Genomic DNA, 26875 nt, shown 5'->3' with positions numbered 1-26875 from the left:
GGAGATATAAATGAGTATTCAAATGGCTACATCTAATGATTTAGAATGGATTAATAATCAATATGACTCAATAGGATTTGTACGAAGTGATTTAAAAAGAGATAAAGTTGCAATTATTACACACAACAATGAGTATGCGGGTGTTGGACGATTAGTCCAAATAGATGAAGATACTTTAGAAATGGGTGGAATTTATATTCTTCCTCAATTTAGAGGGCTACAATTAGCTGGGGATCTTGTTTCATTTTTAGTAGAAACTGCGAAGAAATTACAAGTTCCAAATGTATATTGTCTTCCTTTTGAGGAATTAGAAAACTTTTATAAGAAATATGGCTATACTAAGGTCGATACTACGAAAGAAGTTGTTCATCCAATTATTCTAGAAAAATATAATTGGTGTTTGGATCATTATGAAAAGCATGTTTTATTATTTAAGTTGTAAAGGTACCTAAAGTGAGTATATATAAATATTAATTATACTTTTCCGCATAGATAATAACCCTAATTTATTTGGTCAACATCAGCTTCTACAAGATATACTATTACTTCTTACGCTGTCTTTTTTCTTAACCTTACTTTTGTATAAAAGATTAGTTTGTTTAAAATTACCTTAAATCGTATTCAAATAAACTAATCGAAAGGCCAATTCCTATATAATACAATTAAGTAATTAAAAGGAGCGTTATTTATGATAGATGTAATAAGACTCGTTATCTTTACTGTAGTTGCAATTGGTGCCATTATTAACATATACATAGAATTTAAAAAACCTAAAAAAAGTATATTCTCAATCGTTTTTTTATCAGTACTCTTAATTGGATCCTCAGGGTTAATTAAAAATATTTTATCTCAACTTTTATAGAAGATTGATTAAAAATCAACCTCCCGTCAATAATGTAAATAACATGATTGTATCTCTCCATTCCCCCTTTGGAGAGGAGCAGTTAGCTTTGGCTAACTGCTCTTTTATTTGAACTATTATCCACAAAATAAGTATCATACGCCTTATCAAAAACATATCCTAGTTTTTCAGCTAGTTTTGCAGATGTAGTATTCGCTGCATCCCAGTTTGGATATATCCCTTTTTCTAAACAGTCCAAGATGAGTGCTGCACTAACTATAGTCGCCAATCCTTTTCTTCTATAATTGTGATCAGTCGCAACTTCAATTTCAATGCCATTATCATAAATGCTATATGATGATGCACCGCATACAACTTCTCCTTTATACAAAATACAATACCCTATACCTCGGTTTATATAATCTTCTACTGATTGAAATTGACTTGTAAAATCTTTAGAGACTTTATGTAATGTAGGGTTATTTACGATATTTTCATCTATTCTTCTTAACTCGTATCCTTTTGGAAGCGCTGATATAAGAGATTGTAATTTTGAACGATCAAAAACTTCTGCATTACGTTTAAATTTATATCGTAAAAACTTATCTATTTTTCTTTCGTAAAATGTTTCTAAACGCTTTTTCCATTCTACACTATTTACGATGACTAACATTCTATCAGGAATGTTTCGAAGCAATTCTTCTGTTTCTTTCATCTTTGAATCCCCAGCGTAAAATGTAAAGATCCCTACCGTAATTTGCGCTACTGTCGGATTTTCAAGATCATTTACCCAAGCGGTACCCATATGTCCTTGTAAATAAGAAAGTAAAACAACGTTATTGAAATCTTCGAACATAGTAACTAATTTTTCTCTTGTATGTATATTCGCTTCATATATCATTTACATTCCTGCTTTCTTTAGAATTAATGTACTTCTACTCTTTTCTACATATAAGCAAACGTCTACTACATTCCATATAATTATAAATTATTCATAAATATAAAATTATTATAACATTTAATCAAAAAGTAAATGACTTTCTAGTGTATAGGTTTACAGATAATATACTTAATAAAAATTCACAATCTATAATCTTTTATTATGTAAAAACCCTCAACATTAGTTTAAGGGTTCATTTAAATATATATGTTATAACTCATTCTTATAAACAAATGATTCTGTTCCTCCGTTTTTATATACTTTAGTCACTTTAACAACTGATGTGTACGTATTATCGTCATTCGATATTATCTTTTTCATCTCTTCTATTTCAGCATTACCAGTTCCACTCTCTATCCTCAAACAATTCGAAATGTTGAGGTATCCACTCGATGTGAAAAGAATAATAAACGTAAGATCAGGGAAATGAATGAACAGTATTCCAAACTTTAAAGGATTCGTAGCCGTATCAGATAATACTAGTCGGAAACTTAATAATTCAGGCACTTGAACAAAATCTTTAGAAACAATTGCTTCACCTATTATAGTAATTTGTTTTACTACATTTCCCATCTCATCTATAAACTCAGTACAACTAGGCGCATCAATTGTTTTTGCTTGAAGTGATAAATTCAATTCTGAATTGTGAAAGTCAAAAAAGAGTGTGCTTCCCTCTGTTAAACATTGCGGACAAACGTTTCCAAGTAGACTGAAATCCTCTTCAATAAATTTGACTTTCGTTTTACAACTACAAACTTTTCCTATTCGAATTGCATCAATCTTAGAGCAATCTACAAAAATAACCTCATCGTCCTCTTGTACGAAGGATACGACACCATTCTTCTTATTAAATGAAAGAAAATAAGATACAACAATTTCATTTCCGGCAATTACAATACTCTCAACTTTTGTAAAAGGCTCTAGACTTCGCAAAAATTCACAAATACTATTTTGGCAACATCGATCATTTCGTTTCGGCTCACAACCCACTTACACTCCATCCCTTCTCTATATGTTTTATCTCATACACATAATATGAGCGGGATATGAGAAAAGCTTGGACAATATAACTTTAACGTAGGAATATATTTGCCTACTTATCGCATTAAAAATGAGTACTAACACATAAATTTCCCTATAAATACATATAACAATTTCATCTTTCATGAAAAAAACGTTATAATGAAGTGTAGCCTCTACGATTACGTTATAAAGGAGATTAAAACAATGGCTAAAATTAAAGTATACCAAGCAAAAGAAGAAAATATGGAAGCAGTAAAAAACATCATTGATGTTGAAGAACAAAATCCAACTGCTGAAAACTTACAAAATCTATACGCATGTGTATTAGATACTGAAGATATGGCATTGCCTGAATCATACATTGAAGAAGATATCTTAATTGATTCTATTGAAGTTATGGTTAACGCTTCTCAAAGCAAAATAAGAGACTTAGGTGCTTACGATGTAATCGAAGTTCAAAACAAAGGTAAGAAAACACAAATTTTATTATTAGCAGACGAAGAATACGAAATCATCGAAGGCTAATCTAAATCCGTACATACGAAAAAGCTCCTTTCCAATTGGAAGGGAGCTTTTTCATTACGCTTTTGATGTTTCGCTCTTTTTATTCTTTTGTTGTTTTTTAATTACCATGCGCTCATTTCCCATAAAGAAAATAAATATGAATGCTAAACCAGCTGGTACCAATGCCCACATAAATGTTTGGACAATTGAGCTAGAAAGAGCATCAATAATTTTATCTAATATTTGCGGTGGAATTTGAGATCTTGCCGATTCTGATAAAATAGCTCTTGAATCTCCTAAAGCGTTTGTATTCATTCCCCCGTTCATACCTTTAAATGCTTCTTCTAATTGATCTTGGAAACCTGTTCTTTGGATCATTCCGAAGATTGTAATACCAAGCGTCATGCCTAATGAACGAATAAAGTTACTCGTTGAAGTCGCAGACCCTCGCTGTTCCATACCAAAGTTGTGGATAGCCGCCATACTTAGTACAGAGAATGAGAAACCAACTCCAAATCCAATAATAATCATATACACTGTTAATAATACACGACTTGTTTCTGGCGTTAATGTGCTTAATAAGAATAGTCCAATTAGCATAATAACAGCAGAAATAATCATAATGTTTCGGTAGCTAAGCTTCGTCGTTAAAAACCCACCTAATTGCGCTGTTACAACTGATCCTAACATCATCGGTAATAGTAATAACCCTGAGTTTGTTGCGGTCCCTCCGTATACACCTTGAATGAATAACGGAATGTATACAGTTGCTGACATAAACGCAGCACCATAACATAAAGCAATAATGGTACTCATTCCGAATAAGCGCTGCTTAAACATCTCAAATGATATGATTGGCTCTTCTACTTTTCGTTCAATAAATATAAATGCAATAATTAAAATAGCGAATCCACCAAATAAACTTAAAATAAAGCTAGAATCCCAGTCATACTTTTGTCCGCCAAGTTCTAAAGCAAACATTAACGAAACTACTGCACCAACTAAAGTAATTGCACCAAACCAATCAATTTTTTGCTTTCTATGAACTCGTGACTCTTTATAAAAGAATGTAATAAAAATAAGTGCTAAAATGCCAAGCGGTAAGTTAATGTAAAATACCCAGTGCCAGCTTATATAATCTGTAATATACGCGCCAAGCAACGGTCCAAAAATACTTGATAAACCAAATACTGCTCCGAATAAACCACCCATTTTCCCGCGCTTTTCAGGAGGGAAAATATCAAAAACAATAGTAAATGCAATCGGTACTAATGCCCCGCCGCCAATACCTTGAATGGCACGATAAATGCCTAACTGTGTAATGTTTTCAGCAGTACCACAAAGTGCCGAGCCAATCATAAAGACGATTAAACCAAAAATAAAGAATCTCTTTCTTCCATACATATCTGATAGTTTACCGAAAATCGGCATACCTGCCATTTCTGCGACCATATAGGCAGAAACGACCCATACAAAGTTTTCAAGACCTCCTAAGTCACCAACGATCGTTCCCATCGCTGTTACGACAATGGTATTATCCATTGATGCCATTAAAATACCTAGCAATAAGCCCGCCACAATAAAGCCGAGCTTATTATTCTTCTCAACCATAACCTTGCTCTCCCTCATACTACTTATATTTGTTTATGTTCTTTTACGACTGTATTACCCTTTTGATAAAAACTAGTATGATATTCTACAACACTAATTTCACACCCAGGGCCAATTGTAACGTTGTTTCCTCTCACTACGTCAGCAATCGTATGTTCTAAATAAATATCATCTCCTTCAACAATTGAAGTTTGGAGGTTTCCAACATGACTAATAAAAGGAAGAAATCTCGCTTTTTTACGAATCGTAATTTTTTTACCACCAATTTCTCTTACCTTACTTCCTTCATAACGAAGTGAGATTTGAATATTTTCAGCATTAAGTAATCCATCACTTTCAAGACCACCAGTTAATGATAAATCTTCTACTTCAATATTTCCCCTCACATTTAAAGCACCTTTTACATCGACAAAATCACCTGAAAACTTCCCAGCAATATCTATCATACCTCTAACTTTTGTTTTTTCAATATGTGCATCACCATGCATTTGTGTATTACCATATACTTTTACATATTCTGCATCTACATTTCCTTGTACTTCACTATCTCCATACACAACATAATTTTTTACTTTCATATTACCCCGTACATCACTCGTGCCGTACGTTTTAAATTCATTACAGCTCATATCATTAGAAATCGTTCCTTCGCCGCGTATCTTCACTTTATTATAATCTCCGCCTGCTGAATTACCGGAACCATTTACTGTGAGACTATGTGGATGTTCCATAGTGCTTTCTCCCTCCCATTAAACCTGCTTAATTTCTTTTACATTTGCGCTTTTATCAACAGTTAGAACACCTGTATATTCAATGAGTTCAATCTCACAGTTCGGTCCTACTGTAATATTGTTTCCTCTTACCGTTCTTATGTGAGCATAATCAATATCGATATTGTCACCTTCTAATAGTTCAGCTTCTAACTGCAAGCCAAATACTGTTTTAAATAGCCTACTTAATGTACCTGATCTATGTCTTACTTTAATCGTTTGACCACCAATTTCTTTCGCGCGACATGTACCGTGAATATTAATATTTATTTCATCAGCGCTTAATAATCCGCCAATTGTAAATTGTCCTTCTGAAGAAAAAGTATCTACTTCGCAATTACCGTCAATGGTTGCTTGACCATTGACTTTAAATTCTTCACCTGTGACATTTCCGCCTATCGTACCTTTTCCTGCAATTTTCAAACTGTTTGCCTTTACATTTTGCGTAATTGTAGCTTTCCCATCAATTCGCATCGTTTCAGCATGAACTGTGCCATCGACTTTACCAGATCCGCTAATTCGTGCACTGTTACTTTTCAAATCGCCAGTAACTGCTCCGTAACCGTTACATTCAAATTGCTCACATTCGACATTTCCATTCACAGTTCCTTTTCCGTTTAATTGCACTTTATGAAACTCACCGCCATTCGATGAACCGTAACCATTTATAATCAAATTATCTGTACGCATACTTACTCCTCCATTACAACAATTTAGTTTTTAATGCTTCGGTATATTTCATAATCGCTTCGCGTAAAACGATTTTGGTGCCTTTTTCAAAAATTAAGTCGTCCACGTTTGAAACTAATAAACATGTAGAAATCCCTAACTTTCGGATAATAATTAAGTCACACGTTTTATGTTTAATCGCTTCATAATTTTCACGTAAAACTTGCAAGACCATTTTTCCTTCTTCTAAACTAATCTCTCCCGATTGTAGTAATTCTTCTAACATGTACACATAAAGAATATCTACAAATTGAAACTCCGCTGTTTTATTCGTTTGTTCTATGAAAAATTGTAAAACTGGTTCTGATGCAATCCCCTTACGTAAAATGTCTTCCTTCGTTAAAAGAATTTCCCTCACACTCGGCGAAAACATATTCGCTAGTTCATCAAGTGATAGATCCTCTTTCATCGTTTGAATTTTATCAATACGCTCTAATATCTTTTCTTTCGGAAAAAATGTTTCCTGACCCGTGAATGTAGACTTTCGTACAAACCAATCTTCCGGTATTAAATTTTTTCTTTTCCACCTATATAACTGTCCATATGAAATACCAGTAAGTTCTAATAAATCTTTTTTTGAAATTAAATCTGTACTCAACTGTATAACACTCCTTCCTGATAACAATGTAACATAACACTGTTACGCTGTAAATAGACTTTTATAACAAGTAGCGTAACAATGTGTAAAACAACCCTGTTTCACACAAAAAAAACAGGGTTCTCACGCATCTTATAAAATGCGTAAAAACCCTTATATATCAACATGTAAACCATATTTCATAAAAATCAATCCACCCTTGTGAATTAATCATTATATTTTGTACTTTTTCATGAGAAGTTACTTGTTGTTTGTTACGGTATAAAGGAATAACTTGAATTTGACGTAACAATGTCTCCTCAATATCGCGTAACAGTGTAACTCTTTTCTCTACTTGTTCTTGTTTAAAATAAGGGGACAATGATTTATGAAAATCCACGCTGCTTTGCCCATGAATAAAACTGTTTTTTGTAAGAAACATATATAACAAACTATCTTCTATTCGTTCGCTAATTGTTGCGCTATCATGCATCATATCAGCCTTTTGTATCGTACTAATTTCTAAAAGATCTTCTATTTCAAGAAAATTAGTTTCTACACGAATCCCGTACTTCGCACACTCTTTTTGTATCCATTGTGCATCTTCAACGTGATCTCGTCCTGTAAATGTGTATAGTTGTAGCACTTCACTATGATACGTACTCCTTTTAATTAAACTTTCGATATCTTCCTCAATTTCTACTATACTTTCATTTGCTAATATTAGTTTCTTTGCCACTTCTCCACGTTCTCCGCCAAGTTCTTGAACGATTTTATCACCATGAATAATTTTATATAGCGCTTTTCGAAACAGCTCATCTTGCATTGGCCCTTCTTTTACAAGATTACACGTTACATATGTCACATTCGATTCAAGCCGTGAAAGTTCTTTATTAAGATTTTCTTTATCTTTATACTGCGCCTTTACTAATACGTCATATGTATTTACATTTTGCTCTACATTCAATAGTTCAATTCGGTCAAGAAAAGGTCTTTCACGATAATATAAATCATGTACTTCTAATGCAAATAAATGTGTATTCTTCTCTTGTAATATAAAAGGCCCTGTACCTATGAAGTTTCCTGCTTCATCTTCAATTACGATAGAACACTGTTCTGCGCTTAGCATATGTAAAAACATCCTATTTACCGTATGTAATTGAATTTCAACAACAAATTCATCCACTGCACGGAAACTTTCAACATGTTGTAACATCCATGCGTGTGGGTTGTTTTCAGCTTTCATAAATCGATTTAATGAATGTATAACATGATATGCAGTAAGGCGTTTTCCATTATGAAGACGAACGCCTTTTCGTAAATAAAAAGTCCATACTTTTTCAGCATCATTATATTCCCATTGAAAAGCAAGTCTTGGTTCTATAGAATTTGTTTCCTCATTTACATATACGAGTGTATCAAAAATATGTTTAACCATATGACATTCCGATCGCATCGTAGCGTAAACCGGATCTAATGCAATATCTAAATTCATTTGAACCTGCAAACGAAGTACATCTCTTCTCCCTTCGGATGTCCTTTCTATTTGATGCCCAAATATGGAATCTATCCAAACTTCATACTCTTTCTTTACTGACGGAAATTGCGAGCTGTAGCGCTCCACAAATGAGATTCCACTTTTCACATCTCCTTTTTTCGTTAATTCTTTTCCTCTTTCTAAAATTAGTGGAATTGGTTGCTTTTGAAATATTAATTTAGAACGATTCCCTCTCCCCCGACCTGGAAACCAAGCAATCCAATTTAGTTCATCTAACTTTTTGATAATTAATTTACTATTCCGTTCTGTACAAAATAATGTTTCTGCAATCATTTGTACTGTTACTTCAAATTGTTCGCCTTCTTGTCTCCCTTTACCATAGGCACACCATAGTTCAATATATTGATCTAAAATGAACATTATAATCCCCCTAAAAGGTGAAAAATACCCCCTTTTGTTTCTACCCTTTTTCCATTCCTCCTTTTATCTTATCATTTCAATATAGAAAGGAGGAAACAATATTGAATCATCTCTTATTACGTTACAATAAACCAATCATTATTAGACTGGGCGGTGAATTATTAACTCGAACAACAGAATCCATGTTAGCACTCATTATGATTATTTATGTTAATAAAATGTTAAACGGTAATATAATGATTACTATGCTTATTTTCGGGCTACAACCACTTTCAGACATCGTATTTACACTAATTGCTGGTGGAATTACTGATAAATATGGACGAAAGAAAATCATGTTACTAGGATTGTTACTACAAGGTGTTGCAATCGGTAGTTTCGTTTTCGCTCAATCCGTTTTTATATTTGCATTGTTATACGTCATAAATGGTATTGGCCGTTCCTTATATATTCCCGCTCAACGGGCACAAATTGCTGATTTAACAAAACAAGGGCAGCAAGCGGAAATTTTTGCCCTCCTGCAAACGATGGGAGCAATTGGTACCGTAATTGGCCCTTTAATTGGTGCAGTCTTTTATAACACTCATCCTGAATATTTATTTATGATGCAAAGTATTACACTTATGGTTTATGCAGTAGTTGTTTGGACTCAGCTCCCAGAAACCGCTCCGGCAATTACAATGCCCGAGCAAAAACTTGAAGTATCATCTCCAAAACAGTTTGTACGCAATCATTCCGCCGTAATTGGACTTATGGTTTCTACACTGCCTATTAGCTTTTTTTATGCACAAACTGAGACAAATTATCGTATTTTCGCAGAAGATGTATTTCAGAATTTCATTTTCATACTCGCTTTTATTTCAACATGCCGGGCTATTATGGAAATCATTCTACAAATTTTCCTCGTAAAGTGGTCTGAAAGATTTTCCATGGCCAAAATCATCATTATTTCTTATGCCTGTTATATAGTAGCTGCAATTGGCTACGGCCTTTCAGCAACAATCGTGTCACTATTTTTCACGTTACTCTTTTTAGTCATTGGCGAAAGTATTGCTTTAAACCATTTACTTCGATTTGTTTCAGAAATCGCTCCTTCAGATAAACGTGGATTGTATTTTTCAATTTACGGTTTACACTGGGATGTATCTCGAACTTGCGGTCCTGTTATCGGTGCGGTTTTATTAAGTAAACTAAACGGTAGTATGCTATTTTATATTTGTGCTTGTTTCTTAACAATTGGAGGCATTATCCAAGCTCTTTTTGTTCGAAATTTAGAGCGTAAGAACAGAAGAGAAGTTATTCAAAAAGATGTTTTAGAGCATCCCCATCATATTTTATAAAAGGAAGTTTCTTATTTACACCCAAAAAAGGATGTCACATAGTCTAGTCATCGATTTCGACTTTTGTGACATCCTTTTTTTATTATCCTACCCTGCCATTTTATTTATACTATCCTCTGGCGAAAATACCGAAATATGATTTACCTTACCAGTCGATTTTGGAATAATAAATTTTAACTCAAACTGATTGTTTACTCTATATACATATATTTTATCTTCGCCATTTACTTTAACTGAGTTTGGTTTTCCTAATGCCTTTTCAATTTCTTGTAATGTAATTGATTTTAGTTCTGCATGATAGGAGCGTACATCAAAAACTTGTGATCCTTTATTAAAACCGAAGGAGACATTTTTATTTGTAAAAGTTGCGTACATTCCGTTTCCTGCTTGTTCTGTTTTATCTGCTTTTCCCCACGCTTTTTCTATTTCTTCAATATCTCCTGTATGAGCTGCGAACGGAACATTAGGTACTTTTCCTTCTTTCGCTAGTTCAAACAAGTTTTTAACGTGGTTAATTGATTTTTGGTTTATAACTGTATCCTTCGAATTTGAATCGGTATTTGATTTAACCTCAGGCTCTTTCTTTCCTTCAGAAGAAGTATTCTGTTCGTTTTTACTATTTTCCGAAGTTTGGTTTGTTTCCTTTTTTTCATCTGTTCCTTTACATGCCGCTAAGGCAAATATGCATGTAAAAGTAAGACATAATAAAGCTATCTTTACATACACTTTCATACATTTCAGCTCCCTATTAAATGCTATTCATTTCGATAACCAATCCAACACACTACTTTTTAAATTGTATTTATTCCAAAAAGTAAATACCTCACTCTCTCCCAATGCTTGTACAACATATTCTACAAAAGCAGTTCCTAAAAAATAACCGAGTCGGTTGTATCCAAAATACTGTCCACCAGATAACCGAAACCACTCTTTCTCTTTTTCAAACGTCCATCCTTCTATATAATCTTTCAAAAAACGTTTCTTTATATGTTCTTCATTTTCTATATAGCATTGTAACCAACGTTCACCATCATTGTCATATGAGTAATATACTGATTCATTTAATCCTTTTATAATTTGCTTTGATAAGTATGTTGCAACGCCTTCACGATACAAATTAACTGTCGCATCGGCCCACTCGGCTTTCCCCCAGTCCATTCCATCATTTTGTAACATAACATTATGATATATATGTCCTATTTCGTGAGCGACAATAACACGAAGGTGATTTAAATCTGGAGATAATTTTTCTACCGCAAAAAATATATCTCCAATGATCTCCCTCTCTACGAATGCATTAGATCCAAAAGCTCCAATAAATATGTGGAATTTCATATTTACATCAAAGCTATATTTATTACGATATTCATTCGTTATCTCTTGAATAATAGTCGGTAATGTTTCTGCAATGATACGAATATCTTCTATTTTTGCGGGATATAGGTTAATGGCATTAGAAAGACGTTCTTTCGTTTTAGGACAATGATACTTAAAGTATTCTTCAAATATCTCTGGATGCAAAGTGAAGTATTGATTGAGGACCGCTAATTCTACGTCGGTGCTTTCCCATAATTTTAAAAAACTTGGAATTGTATTGTTTATCATTTTTCCATCTCCTTATATATCCCTTCTCGCCATTTACACTGCACTCCTTCCTTAAATAGAAAAAAGCTGTCCAAAAAGGACAGCTTTACATATGTATTTTACACTTCGATTGACTTACCATCTTCAACAATATGATAAAGTAAGTGAGCTAAATGATGAATTGGACCATACTCTTCCTCTTCTTCATCAGTTTCACCTTGGAATTCAAGATCATTTAAGTATAGTGCTAAAAATTGATAGTATAGTTTTAAATCAAATCCGTAGCACGCAGTTGGCTCTTCATGATCTCCTTCATATTGTAACATTAAGTATTGATCATTTCCTTCTGCATCTTCTGCATCAAAGAATACGAAGAATCCAACATTTGTATCTAAATCAAATAGATGACGAGTGCCTTTTTCTGTCGCTTTATTGAAGTCCTCTTCACTTAATTTATGTACTGTTGTCGCTTTAGCATTATCTTCTTGATGAAAATTTACTGTAAATGTTTTCAATGCTGACACCTCCTGATTGTATAATACTAGCATAACATATAAAAAGGACTGCTTACAAATGTAAACAGTCCTTACATTCATTTTCGCATTGCTCGCAATAAGAAACTTACGATGAAGATTAAAATAATCGCACCAATTAAAGCTGGAATAATTGCATATCCGCCGATTACTGGGCCGAAACTACCAAGTAATTTCCCACCAATCCAAGAACCAATAATACCAGCAATAATATTACCAATTACACCGCCTGGTACATCCCTACCAGTAATTAAGCTAGCAAGCCACCCTAATATACCACCAACGATTAAAGACCAAATCATATGATAACCTCCTTTATATTTCACCAATCAAAATATAATTAGAAACAATTGCTTACCATTAGTTATGTTACATTTTTCATAAGTTATTCATGGAGCATAACTGTATTTTCTTGTAAAAATAATGCATGTTAATTAACTTTTTAGACTAACGATTTATGCAGCTTGAGATATTACACTTATTATGGACAATCGGGCTTCAATATTGTCCGCATAAACTCTTCTTTAAATGCAGGATAATTAAAACCAACCGCAATTCTTTGTATCGGCCGATCATCAAACCTCGTCGGCTCAGCTATTTTTCTAAAGTCAGCCACACTTTGTCCTCTTGTTACGTCATTTGTCGTACTAATCCAAACTGCAGATTTTTTATATTCAAAAATATCATCATTTATAAATGAAATGAACGGAAGCAAATCGTGAATCGGACTTCCAGCAATACCCGGGTATTCTTTTTTATAAAAGTTCTCATAATAAAAATCAATCATTGGTTTAATAAGCTTTGCCTGCCCTGTTCCTTCTTTATTAATAATATCCACCATTTCAGGCGTAATTAGGGCCTGTTGCGTTACATTTAATGGATAAATAGTCGTATTCTTTGCGTACTTCATTACAATATTTGCAGCAATTGGATCTCCATAAAAATTTGCCTCCGATACAGGAGTAACGTTACCAGGAAATAAAAACGCACCACCCATAATATAATACGAACATATTTTATCCATTACATTTGGATATAATAAAAATAATGTTGCCAATGTTGTTAATCGTCCTGTCGCTACGATAATAATATCTTCTGGACAAGGCTCAATTAATTTAATTAATTCACAAAAATTTTCCCGTTTACAAATCCTCATTTCAGGTGGAATAATGGGACCTAGGCCGTGCTCTCCATGAATTTCAGGAAAAAACAAAGGTTCTTCAGCTGTCATCGGTCTTGCTGCACCCTCAATGATTTTTACTTCTGTAGCATAGTATCTTTCTAAAAAATACACATTTTCTGTTACGATTTCTCGCGATACATTCCCATATTCAGCAACAATACCTAAAATATCTAATTTACATGTTTTATTTGCATAAATTAACGCCACAGCATCATCAATACCAAAGTCTCCAAAAAAGATGATTTTCTTATTAACTATACTCACCCCTCTTCAGCATTATCTACTATTATTAGTATGTAAAAAAGACAAGGCTGTGAAACGGTGCAAACTAAAAAAGCCGCCTATTTATTGGCGACTTCAATCTTTTTATAAGATAAATATGCTAGTACATTTTTACTTGAATCATATTTTGGATTATTTCCTTTTCTTGGTTCTCTCGTATGTGTTTTTTCAAATCCAGGAATATCCGGCATTTTCTCCATAAATTCAAGCATTTCTTCTTCAGTTCCTTCAATACGTACGCGAATCATTATTACATTTCCTCAATTCTCATTTTCTCTGTTACTAAGTATAACGTACTTTGGAAAGACTGCAAGAAATTTATCTTTTTAATGTTAAACTTTTTTTACATACAAACAATGCCATTTCAGTATAAAACGATATGATTTTATTATTTTCATATTGAATGTTAAAGAATTCTTGCATTTCAACTGATGTTTTCATCATACATTCTGTTAACTTCACCCGCTTCTGCAAAGGTACATTCATCATATCGCACCACCAGTCAAAATCAAATTTCTTGTCAAAAGTAAGACATGACTGCATTTGCAAACCATTTTTCTCTAATAAGGTAATCCATTCTGTTTTTTTCAAAGCCCGTTCATGACTCGGATCCCGCTTTTTTTCTATAAAATTATAAAATGTATCGTATTCATTATTTTCCGGTGAAACATTATCTATTAAAATAAACAATCCATTATCTTCTAACGTACGATTTACTTCATAAATAAACTGAGCTGGATTCGTAAAGTGATGTGCTGCAATTCGGCACGTAATTGTATCAAAAGAACTATCAGAAAACGGTAAACTCTCAGCGTTTCCAGCAACAAAAGACACATTTTCATGGCCGTTACTTATAATAAATTTTTTTGCATTCTCTAACATTTTTTCTGTTAAGTCTAAAGCAACTACTTCTTTAAACAATGGCGCTAATACATTTGCAACATGTCCTCCGCCAGTAGCAATATCAAGAAGACGATTATTATGACGAGACTCAACTTGTTGAACTACATATTGTAAATCCGGTCCTTTAGCATGAATTTTACTTTTTACATACTTCTCCGCATTATTACCAAACTGTTGTTTCACAAGCTCTTCTTTACTCATTTTATCATCTTCTTTCTATTGTTATTTACATATAGAATTCATATAATAATTAAAGTTCTCTTTATGTATTTTCAAATCCTCTTTTCAGCTCACTTCTTATCATGCTGTCCTATCATCAACATAAAATCGATTTTCCGTTTACATATAAAACAAAAAAGGCTACGGGAACTTGTCCCCTAACCTGACTAAATATCAATTACATTTTTACTTTTTCATATACATCTATATAATATAAATCCTCTTTCAACTTCATAATAACGTCTACTTCGTTATAAGTAGCCTCACGAGCATGTAAACCAAATTGATCCATACCAATCCATATCCATCCAGGTGTATGATAGAGAACATCTACGTTAAAATACTCTAATTTAGTAAGCTCCGATTTAATAAATTTATTTTTATTCGCGGTTTGTTTATCTATTAAACCATATTCTTTTCCATTTTCCAATAGCGATATAATTTTTCCTACAATCGGGTGTTCACGAACAATAAAGTGATATTCCTTTTCCTCCACATTCGCCACAATTAAACGAGAATCAGATAAATCAGCCTCTAAATTCGACATCTTTATTTATTCACCTCCTTTATGAGTTTTACCAATATAATAACATTTAAATATTTAAATACAGTTAATTTAATGTAAAAAATAAAAAATCTGACTCCCTTTTAGAAGTCAGCCTTAATACTTTGAATATCTGTATACTTTTATAAATGATTATATTTTTTCTTTTTCCTCATCGTTCCCGGAAACTAAATTCCCAATAGCATCAGCTGTTACTTCAACTACAAATTCACAAATACCTGCTACAACTTCTCCAATCACTTCATCCATCTTTTTTACCCCCTTATTTTTTATAGCTTATTTGTAGTATAGAAGAGATTGGTTATTTTTAACTATCGGAAAACATGACAACAACATTACATTTTTGTAAGCTTATTCAAATTACGTAGCTTCTATCCTTTGAAACTCTAAGTATGATTCACAAGCATATAGACCATCATAATATTAGGTAAGTTCTAATTATGCTAAAGGAGGTGTGTAAAATTTACTACGTAAAATTAATTAAAGGTCAATCATTCTATGCTTTTGACCACCGTTTCTTAATGTATGAAGAAGAAGAGGTATCCGAGAAAGTTTATAATTACTTACGTCGAAATGAATTTTTTGAAGTACGCAAAGAAGAATATTCTGCATAACTACAAAAAGCATCAAGAAAAATATCACCTAATTGTGTTATTTTCTTGATGCCTTCATTTAATCTTCCTCTTTTCAATAATTGTGCTCAATTCTCTTAAAACTTTCTATTATTTGTCCAATCTATTTTATCGTAAATTTCATATTTTAGCATATGAGGAGGTGAAGAATATGACTCATATCATTGACTATCAAGCTACTCAGCCTATAAGTAAAACGGGTGAAACAACTTTTGCAATCCCAGCTGCTCCAAATAAAGCAATTCTAGCAAATTTGAAATTGAGAATTTCAAGTAGAGATTCACGTAATAATAGAGTAGAATTAATTGCTACAGTTGGTGTAGAAGGTATATCTGGGACTTCACAAATTTTATTCCGAATTTTCCGTGATAACTTTGAAATTTTCAATGCACAAGCAGGTATTGAATCTACAGATTCTGAGCAATTCTACACTCAAACATTTCAAGCTATAGATCAAAATGTTAGCAGTGGAACACACCAATATTCATTAACTGTAGAAAACCTTACTAGTGGTGCAAGCGCAGAAGTTGTTGGTCCTCTATCTTTTAGCGCTTTAGCTATTGGACAAGAGCGTAAATGCTGCTAAGTGAATCTAATGTTTAATTTTGCAATTGAGAAAAGCGAGACATAGTTATATGTTCTTGCTTTTTTATTTTTTTAATATTTATCCCTACTATTCATTATGTTTTAATCATTTAGTATTTACATTTTGATTTGCTTATTTTATCAATTAACGAATCGATTTTTTGACAAATCAAAAAGATTGAAATCCGCTGATGAAACACGTAATATAGACTCTGACTCTAAAAAAGTTCGTTAATAAAAATACATAAAAAAAGGAGGTTTTATATACGAGTTTTTCATTTTAAAAGACGGAGAGGTTTTATATTATGTGGCGTAATAAAAATGTTTGGATTGTTTTAATTGGGGAGTTTATTGCTGGTTTAGGGTTATGGCTTGGAATTCTTGGCAACCTTGAATTTATGCAAAAATATGTCCCTTCTGATTTCATGAAATCAGTTATATTGTTTATCGGACTATTAGCAGGTGTTCTAGTGGGACCTATGGCTGGTCGTATCATCGATCAATATGAAAAGAAAAAAGTTCTTCTTTATGCTGGTTTTGGTCGTGTTATTAGTGTTATTTTTATGTTTTTCGCTATCCAATTTGAAAGTATCGCCTTTATGATTGCATTTATGGTTGCGCTTCAAATTTCAGCAGCATTTTATTTTCCTGCATTACAATCTGTAATTCCACTCATCGTACGTGAGCATGAGTTATTACAAATGAACGGTGTACATATGAATGTAGGTACAATCGCTCGTATTGCAGGTACTTCACTAGGCGGAATTCTTTTAGTTGTAATGAGTTTACAGTATATGTATGCTTTCTCAATGGCAGCGTACGCTTTATTATTCCTCTCAACTTTCTTCCTTCAATTCGAAGATAAGAAATCAATAACACCAAGTAAACAAGCGGCAAAAGATAATAGCTTTATGGAAGTATTTCGTATTTTAAAAGGGATTCCTATTGCTTTTACAGCACTTATATTAAGTATTATCCCTCTATTATTTATAGCTGGATTTAATTTAATGGTAATTAATATTAGCGAAATGCAACATGATCCAACGATTAAAGGATTTATATATACGATTGAAGGTATCGCATTTATGTTAGGTGCCTTCGTTATTAAACGTTTATCGGACCATTTCAAACCTGAAAAGTTACTATATTTCTTCGCAGTTTGTACCGCTTTTGCACATCTATCATTGTTCTTTAGCGATATAAAATGGATGTCTCTTACATCATTTGGTTTATTTGGTTTTAGTGTCGGTTGCTTCTTCCCTATTATGTCGACAATTTTCCAAACGAAAGTGGAAAAAAGCTATCACGGCCGTCTATTCTCATTCCGTAATATGTTTGAGAGAGTTATGTTCCAAATTGTCTTACTTGGCACAGGCTTCTTCTTAGATACGATTGGATTGCAATATATGGTTTTAATCTTCGGAGTTATTTCATTATTAATTATTTTCATATCGCTATCTAAACAGAAACAGTATGAAAAACAACCTTCGCAATCTGCGAATTTATAACATAATTAAAGAAGCATGGATTTAGTAGTATTAAACTAATCCATGCTTCTTTGTTTTATATAATCTTATTTATTACGTTTATTGAAATTATTAAAAGGAGTAAACACTCTTATCTTCGAATACATTCTATAAACTATTATCTACAACAAGGCGGTGTAGGAATGTCTGATGGTATGCAATTATTTATTATCTTTATTTTTGTAATAGTTATGTTTAGCATCCTAAACTTTTTAGCCATTTCCCTTTCTCAGCATAACTTTAAAAGAAGAATTGTCGCAGGTTTTATATTTTCACTACTGACTCCCCTTGTCTTTTTGACTACCACAGCATTCGCTTCTATATTTGATAAAGCTGGATTTGGCGCAGGTACATTAGCCTTTATTGTTGCAATTGTATATATTTGAAACGGAATAATGGTCCTACTTTCCTCTTTATTTTTCCTCAAAAGAAACATAACATAAGCTACAGTACTCAGCATGAATCTGACTATACACTTGATTCATGCTTTTTCAATTCCCCTAAATTTTTATATGAAATTAAATAATTCTTTATAAAAATTTAAACTTTTTTTATTACAATATTCCTATCGCATTCGCACGTTTATCGACAATGAAAAGAAAGGAGTACAAAATGAAAAAGGTTCTATTACTTATTCCATTATTCATTATACTACTCAGTGGATGTAGCAATAATGATATATACGGTTCTTGGGAAGTCGTTGACAACAAAAACGGTCTTTGTCCTATATCGTATAAATTTGAAACAGTTGTAAAAGAAGAAAAGAAAGAAAAAATTATTCAATATTTAGTAGAAATGCAAACAACAAAGAAAAAAGAAGATTTATACAAAGGTTCATTTGTAAAGAATTCTAATGTATATCACATAGATTATGGTAACTCATTTACATCGGATCAAACTTTACAAATTGTCGATGGCAAATTAAATGTATACTTTTATGCAGTGGAAAAATTATGTACATATAAAAAGAAATGATTGCTCTTCATTTAAAACGCAGAAAATATTTTCTGCGTTATTTTTATCCTCCCTCTAAATTTGTCAATCGTTTTAATTTTCATAAAAAAATGATAAAATGTACTCATGTGTTTTCAGAATAATTAAAAACGCAGAAAGAAAACACTGTTTTTTAGGAGGGGTTTTGATGACTTACACGTTAGCAACTAGAATGAAAGCATTCCAATCTTCTATATTTAGTGAATTAGGGGCCTATAAAAAAGAAAAAATTGCAGCAGGTCACAAAATGATTGATTTAAGTATCGGGAATCCTGATATGCCACCTGCTGATTTCGTAAGAGAAGAAATGGTACATACAGCAAATCAAAAAGAAAGCTATGGATACACATTAAGTGGTATTCAAGAATTTCACGAAGCTGTAACTGAATATTACAACAACACTCATAATGTTATATTAAATGCCGATAAAGAAGTTTTATTATTAATGGGGTCACAAGATGGACTCGTTCATTTACCTATGGTTTATGCGAATCCGGGAGATATTATATTAGTTCCTGACCCAGGATATACAGCTTATGAAACAGGAATTCAAATGGCTGGTGCAACATCTTACTACATGCCTCTAAAGAAAGATAATGATTTCTTACCTAACTTAGCGCTAATTCCTGAAGAAATTGCAGATAAAGCGAAGATGATGATTTTAAACTTCCCAGGGAACCCCGTTCCAGCAATGGCTCATGAAGATTTCTTTAAAGAGGTAATCGCATTTGCGAAAAAGCATAACATTATTGTTGTCCATGATTTTGCTTATGCTGAATTTTATTTTGATGGTAATAAACCAATTAGCTTCCTCTCTGTGCCTGGTGCTAAAGAAGTTGGCGTAGAAATCAACTCTTTGTCAAAAAGTTATAGTTTAGCAGGTAGTCGTATTGGATATATGATTGGAAATGAAGAAATTGTCGGGGCACTTACACAATTTAAATCTAATACAGATTACGGAGTGTTTTTACCAATTCAAAAAGCGGCATGTGTTGCACTAAGAAATGGCGCTGCTTTTTGTGAGAAAAACCGCGGTATTTATCAAGAACGTAGAGATACTTTAGTTGATGGATTCCGAACATTTGGCTGGAATGTTGATAAACCAGCCGGCAGTATGTTCGTCTGGGCCGAAATTCCGAACGGCTGGACTTCTATAGATTTCGCATATGCATTAATGGATCGTGCGAATGTCGTTGTTACGCCAGGTCATGCATTTGGACCTCACGGAGAAGGCTTTGTACGCATTGCACTCGTTCAAGATAAAGCAGTGTTACAACAAGTTGTTGAAAACATTAGAAATAGTGGTATTTTTTCTCTTGAAAAAGCAGAAGAATTAGTTAAAAATTAATGATAACTCCCCTGCTTAACTATAAGCAGGGGTATTATTCATTGGAGGTACTTTCATATGCATATTAAAGACACGCTTCCCCATCGTTATCCATTTTTAATGATTGATAAAGTAACAAATGTAAAACAAGGTGAATCCGTTACAGGATATAAACTCATTACAAATAAAGAATGGTTTATAAATGATAGTCAAAAACATATGCCTCATATGTTAATTGTAGAAGCACTTGCTCAGCTTAGTGCATTTGTACATACAAGTGACTCTGACGGACTAGGCTTCCTTTCCTCGTTAGATGGGGCTGAATTCCATGAAAAAGCATATCCCGGTGATAAACTTACTTTACATTATGAGTTAACTCGCAATCGCCGAGGTTTTGTTCTCGGTAAAGGTACCGCAACCGTTAATAATCAACCGATTGTAACGATAGAAAAGCTATTAATATATCAAGCAGAATAGAGACCTTTTTATTCACCAGGGTATCTATCTCCTACCAATTCGTTTCATCAACATGAACAGAGTAAATAAATTACTTAGTTAGGAGCAGGCAAATGGAAAGTACGATCGGTATCGATGCTGGAGGAACATTAACAAAAATTGCTTATTTAAACGAAAAAAAGAAATTAACTTTTGAAAAATTTTATTCAAATGAACAAGATAAAATAATAGATTGGCTTAAGAAGCAAACTAGTATAAAACAAATATGTATTACTGGTGGTAAAGCGAAACAATTACAGCAACTACTTTCAAACTCATATAAAATAGTAGAACTAAACGAATTTGAAGCTACTCTTGTAGGTGTCCGATACATATTAAAAGAAGAAAAATATGATATAAACAACTTTGTTTTAACAAATATCGGTACAGGTACCTCCATTCATTACATTTATAATGACCGATATATTCGCGCTGGTGGAACCGGTGTTGGCGGAGGTACTATTATGGGACTTTCAAAATTATTAACAAATATAGATCATTTTGAAGATGTGATTCCTTTAACAAAAGTGGGTTCTAGAAAAGATTTAGATATTACAGTTGGAGATATTTATGGTGGGATTCTCTCCCCTATTGATAATAGTTTAACTGCAAGCAATTTTGGTAAAGCCGCTACTATAGAATCAAATTATAATAACTCAGATATACTTGCTACTGTACAAGGACTTGTCGGTGAAGTCGTTACTGCATTAAGCCTTCAATTCGCTGAAACAAAAAACATTGACCATATTATTTATATTGGTTCAACTCTATGTAATAACATACACCTTCAAAATATTATTAGTAGCTACACAAAATATCAAAATAAAACACCTGTTTTTTTACAAGATGGTGGTAATAGCGGTGCGATTGGTGCTTTACTTCATGTTACGAATAAAAAAAGCTGACTTTTGTCAGCTTTTTTGCAACGGTACTTCAAATTCAATAATTGATTCCCCGTTCTCTCCAATTCGCTCTACACTAATTCTATCAATTACACATTGTAACTTTTCAGGTAAACTATGTATATCCTTGGCTACTTCAGCAGCTAACTCCGCGCTTTCTTTTCTCCCAACTGTTACATGCGGTAAGTAAGGAATATCTTCTTTCAAAAATTGTATTAAAGGTCCTGTATACAGCATATCATGTAGTTCTTCTATTGGTTTTCTTCCTCCCTCCACTTCAAAAAACAAATAGTTTCCTACATTAGTGATATGATTTGCAAACTCAACTTCAATTTCCCCTACCCCTTTTGATAAATTTAAAATATGAGATTTTAATGCATCACTTGAAATATTACTCTTAAATGGAAATACGATTGTTATATGCGGTGGAATTAATCCAAATAAAGGATCATGTTTTTGCCTAATGTTCTCTATTTTATCGATGGACATGTTATTTAGAAAGAATAAAATGGTACGCATTTTTATCCCCCTCTACTTTCCTTCATTTTAATAATTATCATATTCTACAACAACATTGTACTTCAACAAATTGTTTTGCTTACATGTAAAAACAAGAAAACTTCTCGAGTGAGAAGTTTTCATATAGCATGGTTACTATTTTCCCGCCAAACTTTCCTAAACTTTATATAACAGGCAATTCTCCAAGGAATAATATACGATACTGCAACGATGTAAAATAATAAACTAATCGTTTGCTGATCTAAGTCAACAATATATTGTCTTGAACCGTATCTCAAAACAACAAGTGCAATAAAAGTAATTAAAAAGGCAGCACTTTTTTTCGTATAAATATTCCCATCATCTCTTCGTTCATAATTCGTTAAAACTATAAGCGGCACAGCAAAAAGTACACCAATGAATACCGCTATAATTACTTGTAATATAGCTGGATGTACTGGACCAAAAAACCATAAAACACCTGGTGTTAAAAATAATAATGGCCACAAAATACGTTTTCCCGATCCCTTTATTGGCTTATACATAGAACGATAACGACGCCAAAATATTAGTAGTGCAATGCATAAAAAGACTGTAATTAGTGAGGATGTGTCTCCCATTTAATCTTCCTTCTCCCTTAAATTAAATGTATTTAAATTGTATCTTCAAATGAAACCTTACGAATAAATAGTGCGCTTATTACAATATATATGAAAATAAGTACTATCGAAACTGATATAAAATGAGGTATTTCTAGTAACATTTTACTATTAATAAACACCAATTCTTTTATTCCTATCCCTGCATACATTGTACTAGCCAATCCAAATAAAAATATTATACTAAAGGCTAATCCGAACCAATTAAATCTTTTCTGAAAAATGATTGTTGATTGGAATAAACAAGCTAATGTACTATAAAATATGAACTGCACAAAGAATTGTTCAATTGCATATGATCCTAAATTTATCTGTTCTGTTTTATAAAATGTACCTTGTAAAAATAAAATTTGAAGACCTGAAAACAATGCTGATTGCAATAAAATAAAACATATTGAACCCATCAAGAATTGCAACCTAGTGACACCGAACGAGACGACCGTAGGGAAAATATCAAGTTGAATAAGAAACATACTTATCACAATAAACATTACGATTGCAATTGATGAATTATTAAAGATATCGTGTAAAAATGCTACCTTTATTCCCTTTAAATCCGTTGCTGTCATTGTCCCTTTTATAAGTAATGCTACAGTCCAAAAGGTAAGAATGGCTTTATACTGATATTTTATATGTAACTTCAACTGTTTCATTAACATCGTCATTTCACTTCACCACCCGTTATATGAATAAATAGTTTTTGTAATGTAATTCTATCAATTGCTAAACCTTCTTTTTCAAGAGAGTAATAATCTTCATTAGAAAGTTCTTTCCATATAACAGCAATCCCCTTATTTCCATAAACTTCTCGGTTTATTACTTTTTTATTGCTTGAAAACTCATCCACTTTATCTTTTTTTCCTGAAATAATATGACCTTGTTGTAGCAATTCTTCCACTGATGATTGAACAACCAATCTTCCTTCTTTTATGATGATTACATCTTCAATAATATGAGTTACTTCTTCTACTAAGTGGGTTGATAATATAATTGTTCGTGGATATTCACCGTAATCTTCTAGTAGTAAACTATAAAACAACTCACGATGCGCTGCGTCTAAACCTGTAGTTGGTTCATCAAAAATAGTAATTGGTGATCTACTTGCTAATCCTTGAATAATACCGACAACTGTTTGCATTCCGTGTGATAATTTATGGTATTTTTCTTTCAAATTAAGCTGAAATTTCCTAGCAAGTTCTTCAGCAAACTTTTGATCCCAGTTTTTATAAAACATGTTACATAAATTAAAAATTTCTTTAACTTTATTATTTAAATAAGCAGCTTCTTTCACTTTAACAAAACAAATATTTTGCATCGCTTTACTATTCTCAAAAACATGTTCGCCAAATATTGATACGCTTCCACTACTTGAAGTAATTTGGCCTGCAAGTAAATTTAATAGTGTCGTTTTTCCTGCTCCGTTTCTACCGAGCAAACCATATATTTTATGCTCTTCCAATGAAATCGTTACTTCATTTACTGCTACTTTCTTTTTGTATTTTTTCGTTATATCTTTCGTTTCAAGTGCAATCATCCCTCGTTCCCCTCCTTCGTAATTTTTTGAATCATATCCATCAATTCATCTTTTGATATTTCTAGCACTTTTGCTTCTTCCCACACTTTCGGTAAATATTCGGTCATAAAAGTGTTTTGTCTTTTTTTTAGTACGACTTCTTTCGCTCCCTTTGCAACAAACATCCCGATCCCTCTCTTTTTATATAAAATCCCTTCATCCACTAATACGTTTACCCCTTTAGCTGCAGTAGCTGGATTTATTTGTAACATCTTCGCAAATTGATTTGTTGATGGAACTTGTTCTTCTTCAAGTAATATGTCTTTTAAAATATCTGATTCAATCGTTTCTGCAATTTGCAAGTATATTAATTTATTTTGCTCCAGAGTAGATTTCATAATTTCACCACCTTAGGTTCATAGGTTCATTACTTATGTAATTAACCATATCACATAAAAATGTATATTTCCATAAATTTCTTTTATAAAAAAAGAGAGTCATTCGTTTAAGAATAACTCTCTTTCTAAAATTTTGAAGTTTCAACTCTAACTTTTAAATTCTTTTCATTTATACCATTTTGACAAAAATTAAATTTTTGTCCCTTTATAGACTTTGTACGATCTACAACTTGCCCTAAATGATAACTTGTGTGCTCCACTAAATGTAATAAACTATGAAGGTCAATATGTCTTTTTTCTCCACATGCTTGTATATATGTTTTTCCCCATTCATCAAATACTTCTTCAACGTACTGTAGCAAAAGTTCAGTACGTTGTCGCTTTACTGGAAAATACTCCTCAATTCCCTTTTCAAAGACTATATTTGGATTTTTATAACGACTAGTATTTCTCTGTATATGTTCACAAATATGTAGTATAATTCCACCAATTGAATTCACAAAATCCCCTTGTTTCCATAAATCTTCTTCACTAACGAACTGAATTGCCTGTACTAACTTAGGTAAATAATGAGCCTGCATTCTATGATAAGAAATTTTGTATACTAACTCCATCTTTGTCCCTCCAATTATTTCGACTACTTTACTGGATGTTTAACAAATAAAGATTTTCGGAAATCTTTATCATTCACAAGCCTATTAATTTTTTCGTTATTATCATTAAGGAACTTTACTACTTTCTTTTTATCCCATATATTATCTTCTTTTGGAAAATCATTAAAATTTTCATACAATGTTGGTAGTATTTCTTCTCTTTTTATCGTAAACTTTTTATTTTCCACTTGAAACTCGTAGCTTTTCGCATTTGGTACTAAAATCGCTAAATAAATAATGTTAAAGAGAAAATTCTTCTCCATCGTATCCTTACCATCAAACCAATACGTCTCAACCATGTCTTCTGTAAGGGGGCCATTCCCTTTTGTACCATAGTTCACCTTTATACTTTCATTCTCTAAACTTACACTTTGAAATGTTTCACCACCGGGTAAATGATTAACAATTGCAACTATATCTGAGTTATTCCCAACGTATGTCCCCGCATATTTCTTAAAATCACCAGGTTCAACATCGGATATTTCTTTTATCCTTTCTCCTTTAGAACAAGCAGTAATACATAAAAAAATTGTTAGCATAACAACTACATTACGATGCATATATTTCATTTAGCATCCCCCATTTTTATCGATATTTCGTTAATTACAATACACCTTATCAAAACCCTTTAAAATATACGCATTTTAATCAAAATTAAAAATTTTCATTTTTTATGTTTACAATTATCCATTAATTGTATATACTTACTAACGTAAGAAAAATATTCTAAAAGGAGGTCGAAGGAAATGATGAAATTACAATTACATGCTTTAACTTTAGCGTTAACTGCACCTGTGTTTTCTGGACAATTAAATATGAATTCGACCACCCTAATGGAGAATTGAAAATCGTACTTTATTTCTATTAATTCATAAATTCGCCACAGGAGGTCGTATACTTTCCTGTGGCTTTTTCACGCCTGGCCATAGGAGAACTATATCTTCCTGTGGCTTTTTTGTGCGATTTTTTAGTCTCTTACATTATTTTTTAAAGAAAGGAGCAACATTCGATGACTATTAGCGTATTGTTTTTAAGTATTACGATTCAAAGAAATAAAATTTCTAAAGATGAAATGTTTCATAATGAGCGAATAGAAAAAGCTATGAATGATGTTAAGGAGCGCCAAGCACTTTATTGTGATCACATGTAATTCCTTTTCGAAAGGAGGAATT

Annotated in this window: 34 protein-coding genes; 12 read left to right on the top strand and 22 right to left on the bottom strand. The window is 32.5% G+C overall.

What is annotated here, in order from left to right:
• Positions 1-10 precede the first annotated feature (10 nt).
• Positions 11-442, top strand: coding sequence for a GNAT family N-acetyltransferase (locus MR147_RS05725; RefSeq protein WP_242303773.1), 432 nt, complete (start codon positions 11-13; stop codon positions 440-442).
• 502 nt (positions 443-944) lie between these two features.
• Here the strand turns inward: MR147_RS05725 and MR147_RS05720 are convergent.
• Both MR147_RS05720 and MR147_RS05715 read right to left on the bottom strand, forming a co-directional pair.
• Positions 945-1742, bottom strand: a complete 798-nt coding sequence (locus tag MR147_RS05720) for a GNAT family N-acetyltransferase (protein ID WP_074608542.1) — start codon at positions 1740-1742, stop codon at positions 945-947.
• Between the two features lie 249 nt (positions 1743-1991).
• Entirely contained in the window at positions 1992-2771 is a 780-nt protein-coding gene (locus MR147_RS05715) for a BC_2878 family exosporium-associated protein (RefSeq protein WP_242303772.1), read from the bottom strand.
• A gap of 237 nt (positions 2772-3008) precedes the next feature.
• Here MR147_RS05715 and MR147_RS05710 point away from each other — a divergent pair, with 237 nt between their 5' ends.
• Entirely contained in the window at positions 3009-3329 is a 321-nt protein-coding gene (locus MR147_RS05710) for a hypothetical protein (protein WP_001062732.1), read from the top strand.
• Between the two features lie 54 nt (positions 3330-3383).
• On the opposite strand, the gene MR147_RS05705 is transcribed toward MR147_RS05710, so the two are convergent.
• The 5 genes from MR147_RS05705 to MR147_RS05685 all read right to left on the bottom strand — a co-directional run bounded on the left by MR147_RS05705 (position 3384) and on the right by MR147_RS05685 (position 8913).
• Positions 3384-4919 carry an MDR family MFS transporter gene (locus MR147_RS05705; protein WP_000229602.1) on the bottom strand — a complete coding sequence of 512 codons (1536 nt, stop codon included), beginning with the start codon at positions 4917-4919 and terminating at the stop codon, positions 3384-3386.
• A gap of 23 nt (positions 4920-4942) precedes the next feature.
• Entirely contained in the window at positions 4943-5650 is a 708-nt protein-coding gene (locus MR147_RS05700) for a cytoplasmic protein (RefSeq protein ID WP_242303771.1), read from the bottom strand.
• Between the two features lie 18 nt (positions 5651-5668).
• The gene (locus tag MR147_RS05695) at positions 5669-6379 is read right to left on the bottom strand and encodes a bactofilin family protein (protein WP_001258377.1); all 711 of its coding nucleotides are present in this window, start codon (positions 6377-6379) and stop codon (positions 5669-5671) included.
• A 13-nt stretch (positions 6380-6392) separates the two neighbouring features.
• Entirely contained in the window at positions 6393-7016 is a 624-nt protein-coding gene (locus tag MR147_RS05690) for a YhbD family protein (protein ID WP_074610045.1), read from the bottom strand.
• 160 nt (positions 7017-7176) lie between these two features.
• Positions 7177-8913, bottom strand: coding sequence for an ABC transporter substrate-binding protein (locus tag MR147_RS05685; protein WP_074610044.1), 1737 nt, complete (start codon positions 8911-8913; stop codon positions 7177-7179).
• A gap of 101 nt (positions 8914-9014) precedes the next feature.
• Between MR147_RS05685 and MR147_RS05680 the strand changes: the two genes are divergently transcribed.
• A complete protein-coding gene (locus tag MR147_RS05680; protein WP_074610043.1) occupies positions 9015-10253 on the top strand; it encodes an MDR family MFS transporter in 1239 nt (412 codons plus the stop codon).
• Positions 10254-10340: 87 nt separating this feature from the next.
• On the opposite strand, the gene MR147_RS05675 is transcribed toward MR147_RS05680, so the two are convergent.
• The 8 genes from MR147_RS05675 to MR147_RS05640 all read right to left on the bottom strand — a co-directional run bounded on the left by MR147_RS05675 (position 10341) and on the right by MR147_RS05640 (position 15504).
• On the bottom strand, positions 10341-10985 hold the full coding sequence (locus MR147_RS05675) for a YjgB family protein (protein ID WP_242303770.1): 645 nt from the start codon (positions 10983-10985) through the stop codon (positions 10341-10343).
• Between the two features lie 27 nt (positions 10986-11012).
• Positions 11013-11858 carry an aminopeptidase gene (locus MR147_RS05670; RefSeq protein WP_074610037.1) on the bottom strand — a complete coding sequence of 282 codons (846 nt, stop codon included), beginning with the start codon at positions 11856-11858 and terminating at the stop codon, positions 11013-11015.
• Positions 11859-11956: 98 nt separating this feature from the next.
• A complete protein-coding gene (locus MR147_RS05665) occupies positions 11957-12352 on the bottom strand; it encodes a hypothetical protein (protein ID WP_000847587.1) in 396 nt (131 codons plus the stop codon).
• A gap of 77 nt (positions 12353-12429) precedes the next feature.
• Positions 12430-12672 carry a GlsB/YeaQ/YmgE family stress response membrane protein gene (locus MR147_RS05660; RefSeq protein WP_000638307.1) on the bottom strand — a complete coding sequence of 81 codons (243 nt, stop codon included), beginning with the start codon at positions 12670-12672 and terminating at the stop codon, positions 12430-12432.
• A 179-nt stretch (positions 12673-12851) separates the two neighbouring features.
• Positions 12852-13817 carry a nucleoside hydrolase gene (locus tag MR147_RS05655; RefSeq protein ID WP_001992229.1) on the bottom strand — a complete coding sequence of 322 codons (966 nt, stop codon included), beginning with the start codon at positions 13815-13817 and terminating at the stop codon, positions 12852-12854.
• A 77-nt stretch (positions 13818-13894) separates the two neighbouring features.
• Positions 13895-14083, bottom strand: a complete 189-nt coding sequence (locus MR147_RS05650) for a YvzF family protein (protein WP_000621882.1) — start codon at positions 14081-14083, stop codon at positions 13895-13897.
• Positions 14084-14153: 70 nt separating this feature from the next.
• Positions 14154-14939 (bottom strand): class I SAM-dependent methyltransferase, encoded by a 786-nt coding sequence (locus MR147_RS05645; RefSeq protein WP_000031330.1) that lies wholly within the window; start codon positions 14937-14939, stop codon positions 14154-14156.
• A 196-nt stretch (positions 14940-15135) separates the two neighbouring features.
• Positions 15136-15504, bottom strand: a complete 369-nt coding sequence (locus MR147_RS05640) for a hypothetical protein (RefSeq protein WP_074610034.1) — start codon at positions 15502-15504, stop codon at positions 15136-15138.
• Between the two features lie 479 nt (positions 15505-15983).
• On the opposite strand from MR147_RS05640, the gene MR147_RS05635 reads away from it, so the two are divergent.
• From MR147_RS05635 to coaW, 8 genes are all read left to right on the top strand, one after another.
• Positions 15984-16136 carry a YqbF domain-containing protein gene (locus tag MR147_RS05635; RefSeq protein WP_074610053.1) on the top strand — a complete coding sequence of 51 codons (153 nt, stop codon included), beginning with the start codon at positions 15984-15986 and terminating at the stop codon, positions 16134-16136.
• A gap of 169 nt (positions 16137-16305) precedes the next feature.
• Complete coding sequence (gene exsC / locus MR147_RS05630) at positions 16306-16740, top strand: exosporium protein ExsC (protein ID WP_074610030.1); 435 nt, start codon at positions 16306-16308, stop codon at positions 16738-16740.
• Positions 16741-17044: 304 nt separating this feature from the next.
• Positions 17045-18247 (top strand): MFS transporter, encoded by a 1203-nt coding sequence (locus MR147_RS05625; RefSeq protein ID WP_074610028.1) that lies wholly within the window; start codon positions 17045-17047, stop codon positions 18245-18247.
• Between the two features lie 161 nt (positions 18248-18408).
• Entirely contained in the window at positions 18409-18651 is a 243-nt protein-coding gene (locus tag MR147_RS05620; RefSeq protein ID WP_074610025.1) for a hypothetical protein, read from the top strand.
• Between the two features lie 226 nt (positions 18652-18877).
• Entirely contained in the window at positions 18878-19240 is a 363-nt protein-coding gene (locus MR147_RS05615; RefSeq protein ID WP_074610023.1) for a hypothetical protein, read from the top strand.
• Positions 19241-19406: 166 nt separating this feature from the next.
• A complete protein-coding gene (locus tag MR147_RS05610; RefSeq protein WP_242303769.1) occupies positions 19407-20606 on the top strand; it encodes an LL-diaminopimelate aminotransferase in 1200 nt (399 codons plus the stop codon).
• A 57-nt stretch (positions 20607-20663) separates the two neighbouring features.
• A complete protein-coding gene (locus MR147_RS05605) occupies positions 20664-21062 on the top strand; it encodes a 3-hydroxyacyl-ACP dehydratase FabZ family protein (RefSeq protein ID WP_242303768.1) in 399 nt (132 codons plus the stop codon).
• Between the two features lie 92 nt (positions 21063-21154).
• Positions 21155-21985 carry a type II pantothenate kinase gene (gene coaW, locus MR147_RS05600; RefSeq protein WP_074610016.1) on the top strand — a complete coding sequence of 277 codons (831 nt, stop codon included), beginning with the start codon at positions 21155-21157 and terminating at the stop codon, positions 21983-21985.
• A 6-nt stretch (positions 21986-21991) separates the two neighbouring features.
• On the opposite strand, the gene MR147_RS05595 is transcribed toward coaW, so the two are convergent.
• The 7 genes from MR147_RS05595 to MR147_RS05565 form a co-directional block, all read right to left on the bottom strand.
• Entirely contained in the window at positions 21992-22501 is a 510-nt protein-coding gene (locus MR147_RS05595) for a 2'-5' RNA ligase family protein (protein ID WP_074610013.1), read from the bottom strand.
• Positions 22502-22620: 119 nt separating this feature from the next.
• Entirely contained in the window at positions 22621-23100 is a 480-nt protein-coding gene (locus tag MR147_RS05590) for a CcdC family protein (protein WP_242303767.1), read from the bottom strand.
• 32 nt (positions 23101-23132) lie between these two features.
• Positions 23133-23804 (bottom strand): DUF4052 family protein, encoded by a 672-nt coding sequence (locus MR147_RS05585; RefSeq protein WP_074610010.1) that lies wholly within the window; start codon positions 23802-23804, stop codon positions 23133-23135.
• Entirely contained in the window at positions 23801-24673 is an 873-nt protein-coding gene (locus MR147_RS05580; protein WP_164690861.1) for an ABC transporter ATP-binding protein, read from the bottom strand. The genes MR147_RS05585 and MR147_RS05580 overlap by 4 nt, the downstream gene beginning before the upstream one ends.
• On the bottom strand, positions 24670-25050 hold the full coding sequence (locus MR147_RS05575; protein ID WP_074610006.1) for a GntR family transcriptional regulator: 381 nt from the start codon (positions 25048-25050) through the stop codon (positions 24670-24672). The genes MR147_RS05580 and MR147_RS05575 overlap by 4 nt, the downstream gene beginning before the upstream one ends.
• Before the next feature lie 125 nt (positions 25051-25175).
• Entirely contained in the window at positions 25176-25664 is a 489-nt protein-coding gene (locus MR147_RS05570) for a DinB family protein (protein WP_242303766.1), read from the bottom strand.
• A 23-nt stretch (positions 25665-25687) separates the two neighbouring features.
• A complete protein-coding gene (locus MR147_RS05565) occupies positions 25688-26272 on the bottom strand; it encodes a DUF4825 domain-containing protein (protein WP_074610002.1) in 585 nt (194 codons plus the stop codon).
• Between the two features lie 440 nt (positions 26273-26712).
• Between MR147_RS05565 and MR147_RS05560 the strand changes: the two genes are divergently transcribed.
• The gene (locus tag MR147_RS05560) at positions 26713-26853 is read left to right on the top strand and encodes a YrzI family small protein (protein ID WP_074610000.1); all 141 of its coding nucleotides are present in this window, start codon (positions 26713-26715) and stop codon (positions 26851-26853) included.
• Positions 26854-26875 lie beyond the last annotated feature (22 nt).

The organism is Bacillus cereus group sp. BfR-BA-01350, from assembly GCF_022663775.1.
Taxonomy (GTDB): domain Bacteria; phylum Bacillota; class Bacilli; order Bacillales; family Bacillaceae_G; genus Bacillus_A; species Bacillus_A paranthracis.
This window is presented reverse-complemented; position numbering and strand designations above follow the sequence as displayed.

What these genes read in the sequence shown, in the direction of transcription:
- MR147_RS05625 (WP_074610028.1), top strand. Translation starts at nt 17,045, where the DNA reads ATGTGGCGTAATAAAAATGTTTGGATTGTTTTAATTGGGGAGTTTATT.
- MR147_RS05645 (WP_000031330.1), bottom strand. Translation starts at nt 14,939, where the DNA reads ATGAGTAAAGAAGAGCTTGTGAAACAACAGTTTGGTAATAATGCGGAG.
- MR147_RS05580 (WP_164690861.1), bottom strand. Translation starts at nt 24,673, where the DNA reads ATGATTGCACTTGAAACGAAAGATATAACGAAAAAATACAAAAAGAAA.
- MR147_RS05640 (WP_074610034.1), bottom strand. Translation starts at nt 15,504, where the DNA reads ATGTCGAATTTAGAGGCTGATTTATCTGATTCTCGTTTAATTGTGGCG.
- MR147_RS05725 (WP_242303773.1), top strand. Translation starts at nt 11, where the DNA reads ATGAGTATTCAAATGGCTACATCTAATGATTTAGAATGGATTAATAAT.
- MR147_RS05595 (WP_074610013.1), bottom strand. Translation starts at nt 22,501, where the DNA reads ATGCGTACCATTTTATTCTTTCTAAATAACATGTCCATCGATAAAATA.
- MR147_RS05585 (WP_074610010.1), bottom strand. Translation starts at nt 23,804, where the DNA reads ATGACGATGTTAATGAAACAGTTGAAGTTACATATAAAATATCAGTAT.
- MR147_RS05565 (WP_074610002.1), bottom strand. Translation starts at nt 26,272, where the DNA reads ATGAAATATATGCATCGTAATGTAGTTGTTATGCTAACAATTTTTTTA.
- MR147_RS05605 (WP_242303768.1), top strand. Translation starts at nt 20,664, where the DNA reads ATGCATATTAAAGACACGCTTCCCCATCGTTATCCATTTTTAATGATT.
- MR147_RS05620 (WP_074610025.1), top strand. Translation starts at nt 18,409, where the DNA reads ATGTCTGATGGTATGCAATTATTTATTATCTTTATTTTTGTAATAGTT.
- MR147_RS05670 (WP_074610037.1), bottom strand. Translation starts at nt 11,858, where the DNA reads ATGATAAACAATACAATTCCAAGTTTTTTAAAATTATGGGAAAGCACC.
- MR147_RS05675 (WP_242303770.1), bottom strand. Translation starts at nt 10,985, where the DNA reads ATGAAAGTGTATGTAAAGATAGCTTTATTATGTCTTACTTTTACATGC.
- exsC (WP_074610030.1), top strand. Translation starts at nt 16,306, where the DNA reads ATGACTCATATCATTGACTATCAAGCTACTCAGCCTATAAGTAAAACG.
- MR147_RS05650 (WP_000621882.1), bottom strand. Translation starts at nt 14,083, where the DNA reads ATGATTCGCGTACGTATTGAAGGAACTGAAGAAGAAATGCTTGAATTT.
- MR147_RS05575 (WP_074610006.1), bottom strand. Translation starts at nt 25,050, where the DNA reads ATGAAATCTACTCTGGAGCAAAATAAATTAATATACTTGCAAATTGCA.
- MR147_RS05610 (WP_242303769.1), top strand. Translation starts at nt 19,407, where the DNA reads ATGACTTACACGTTAGCAACTAGAATGAAAGCATTCCAATCTTCTATA.
- MR147_RS05590 (WP_242303767.1), bottom strand. Translation starts at nt 23,100, where the DNA reads ATGGGAGACACATCCTCACTAATTACAGTCTTTTTATGCATTGCACTA.
- MR147_RS05560 (WP_074610000.1), top strand. Translation starts at nt 26,713, where the DNA reads ATGACTATTAGCGTATTGTTTTTAAGTATTACGATTCAAAGAAATAAA.
- MR147_RS05710 (WP_001062732.1), top strand. Translation starts at nt 3,009, where the DNA reads ATGGCTAAAATTAAAGTATACCAAGCAAAAGAAGAAAATATGGAAGCA.
- MR147_RS05705 (WP_000229602.1), bottom strand. Translation starts at nt 4,919, where the DNA reads ATGGTTGAGAAGAATAATAAGCTCGGCTTTATTGTGGCGGGCTTATTG.
- MR147_RS05660 (WP_000638307.1), bottom strand. Translation starts at nt 12,672, where the DNA reads ATGATTTGGTCTTTAATCGTTGGTGGTATATTAGGGTGGCTTGCTAGC.
- MR147_RS05685 (WP_074610044.1), bottom strand. Translation starts at nt 8,913, where the DNA reads ATGTTCATTTTAGATCAATATATTGAACTATGGTGTGCCTATGGTAAA.
- MR147_RS05570 (WP_242303766.1), bottom strand. Translation starts at nt 25,664, where the DNA reads ATGGAGTTAGTATACAAAATTTCTTATCATAGAATGCAGGCTCATTAT.
- MR147_RS05700 (WP_242303771.1), bottom strand. Translation starts at nt 5,650, where the DNA reads ATGGAACATCCACATAGTCTCACAGTAAATGGTTCCGGTAATTCAGCA.
- MR147_RS05615 (WP_074610023.1), top strand. Translation starts at nt 18,878, where the DNA reads ATGAAAAAGGTTCTATTACTTATTCCATTATTCATTATACTACTCAGT.
- MR147_RS05720 (WP_074608542.1), bottom strand. Translation starts at nt 1,742, where the DNA reads ATGATATATGAAGCGAATATACATACAAGAGAAAAATTAGTTACTATG.
- MR147_RS05695 (WP_001258377.1), bottom strand. Translation starts at nt 6,379, where the DNA reads ATGCGTACAGATAATTTGATTATAAATGGTTACGGTTCATCGAATGGC.
- coaW (WP_074610016.1), top strand. Translation starts at nt 21,155, where the DNA reads ATGGAAAGTACGATCGGTATCGATGCTGGAGGAACATTAACAAAAATT.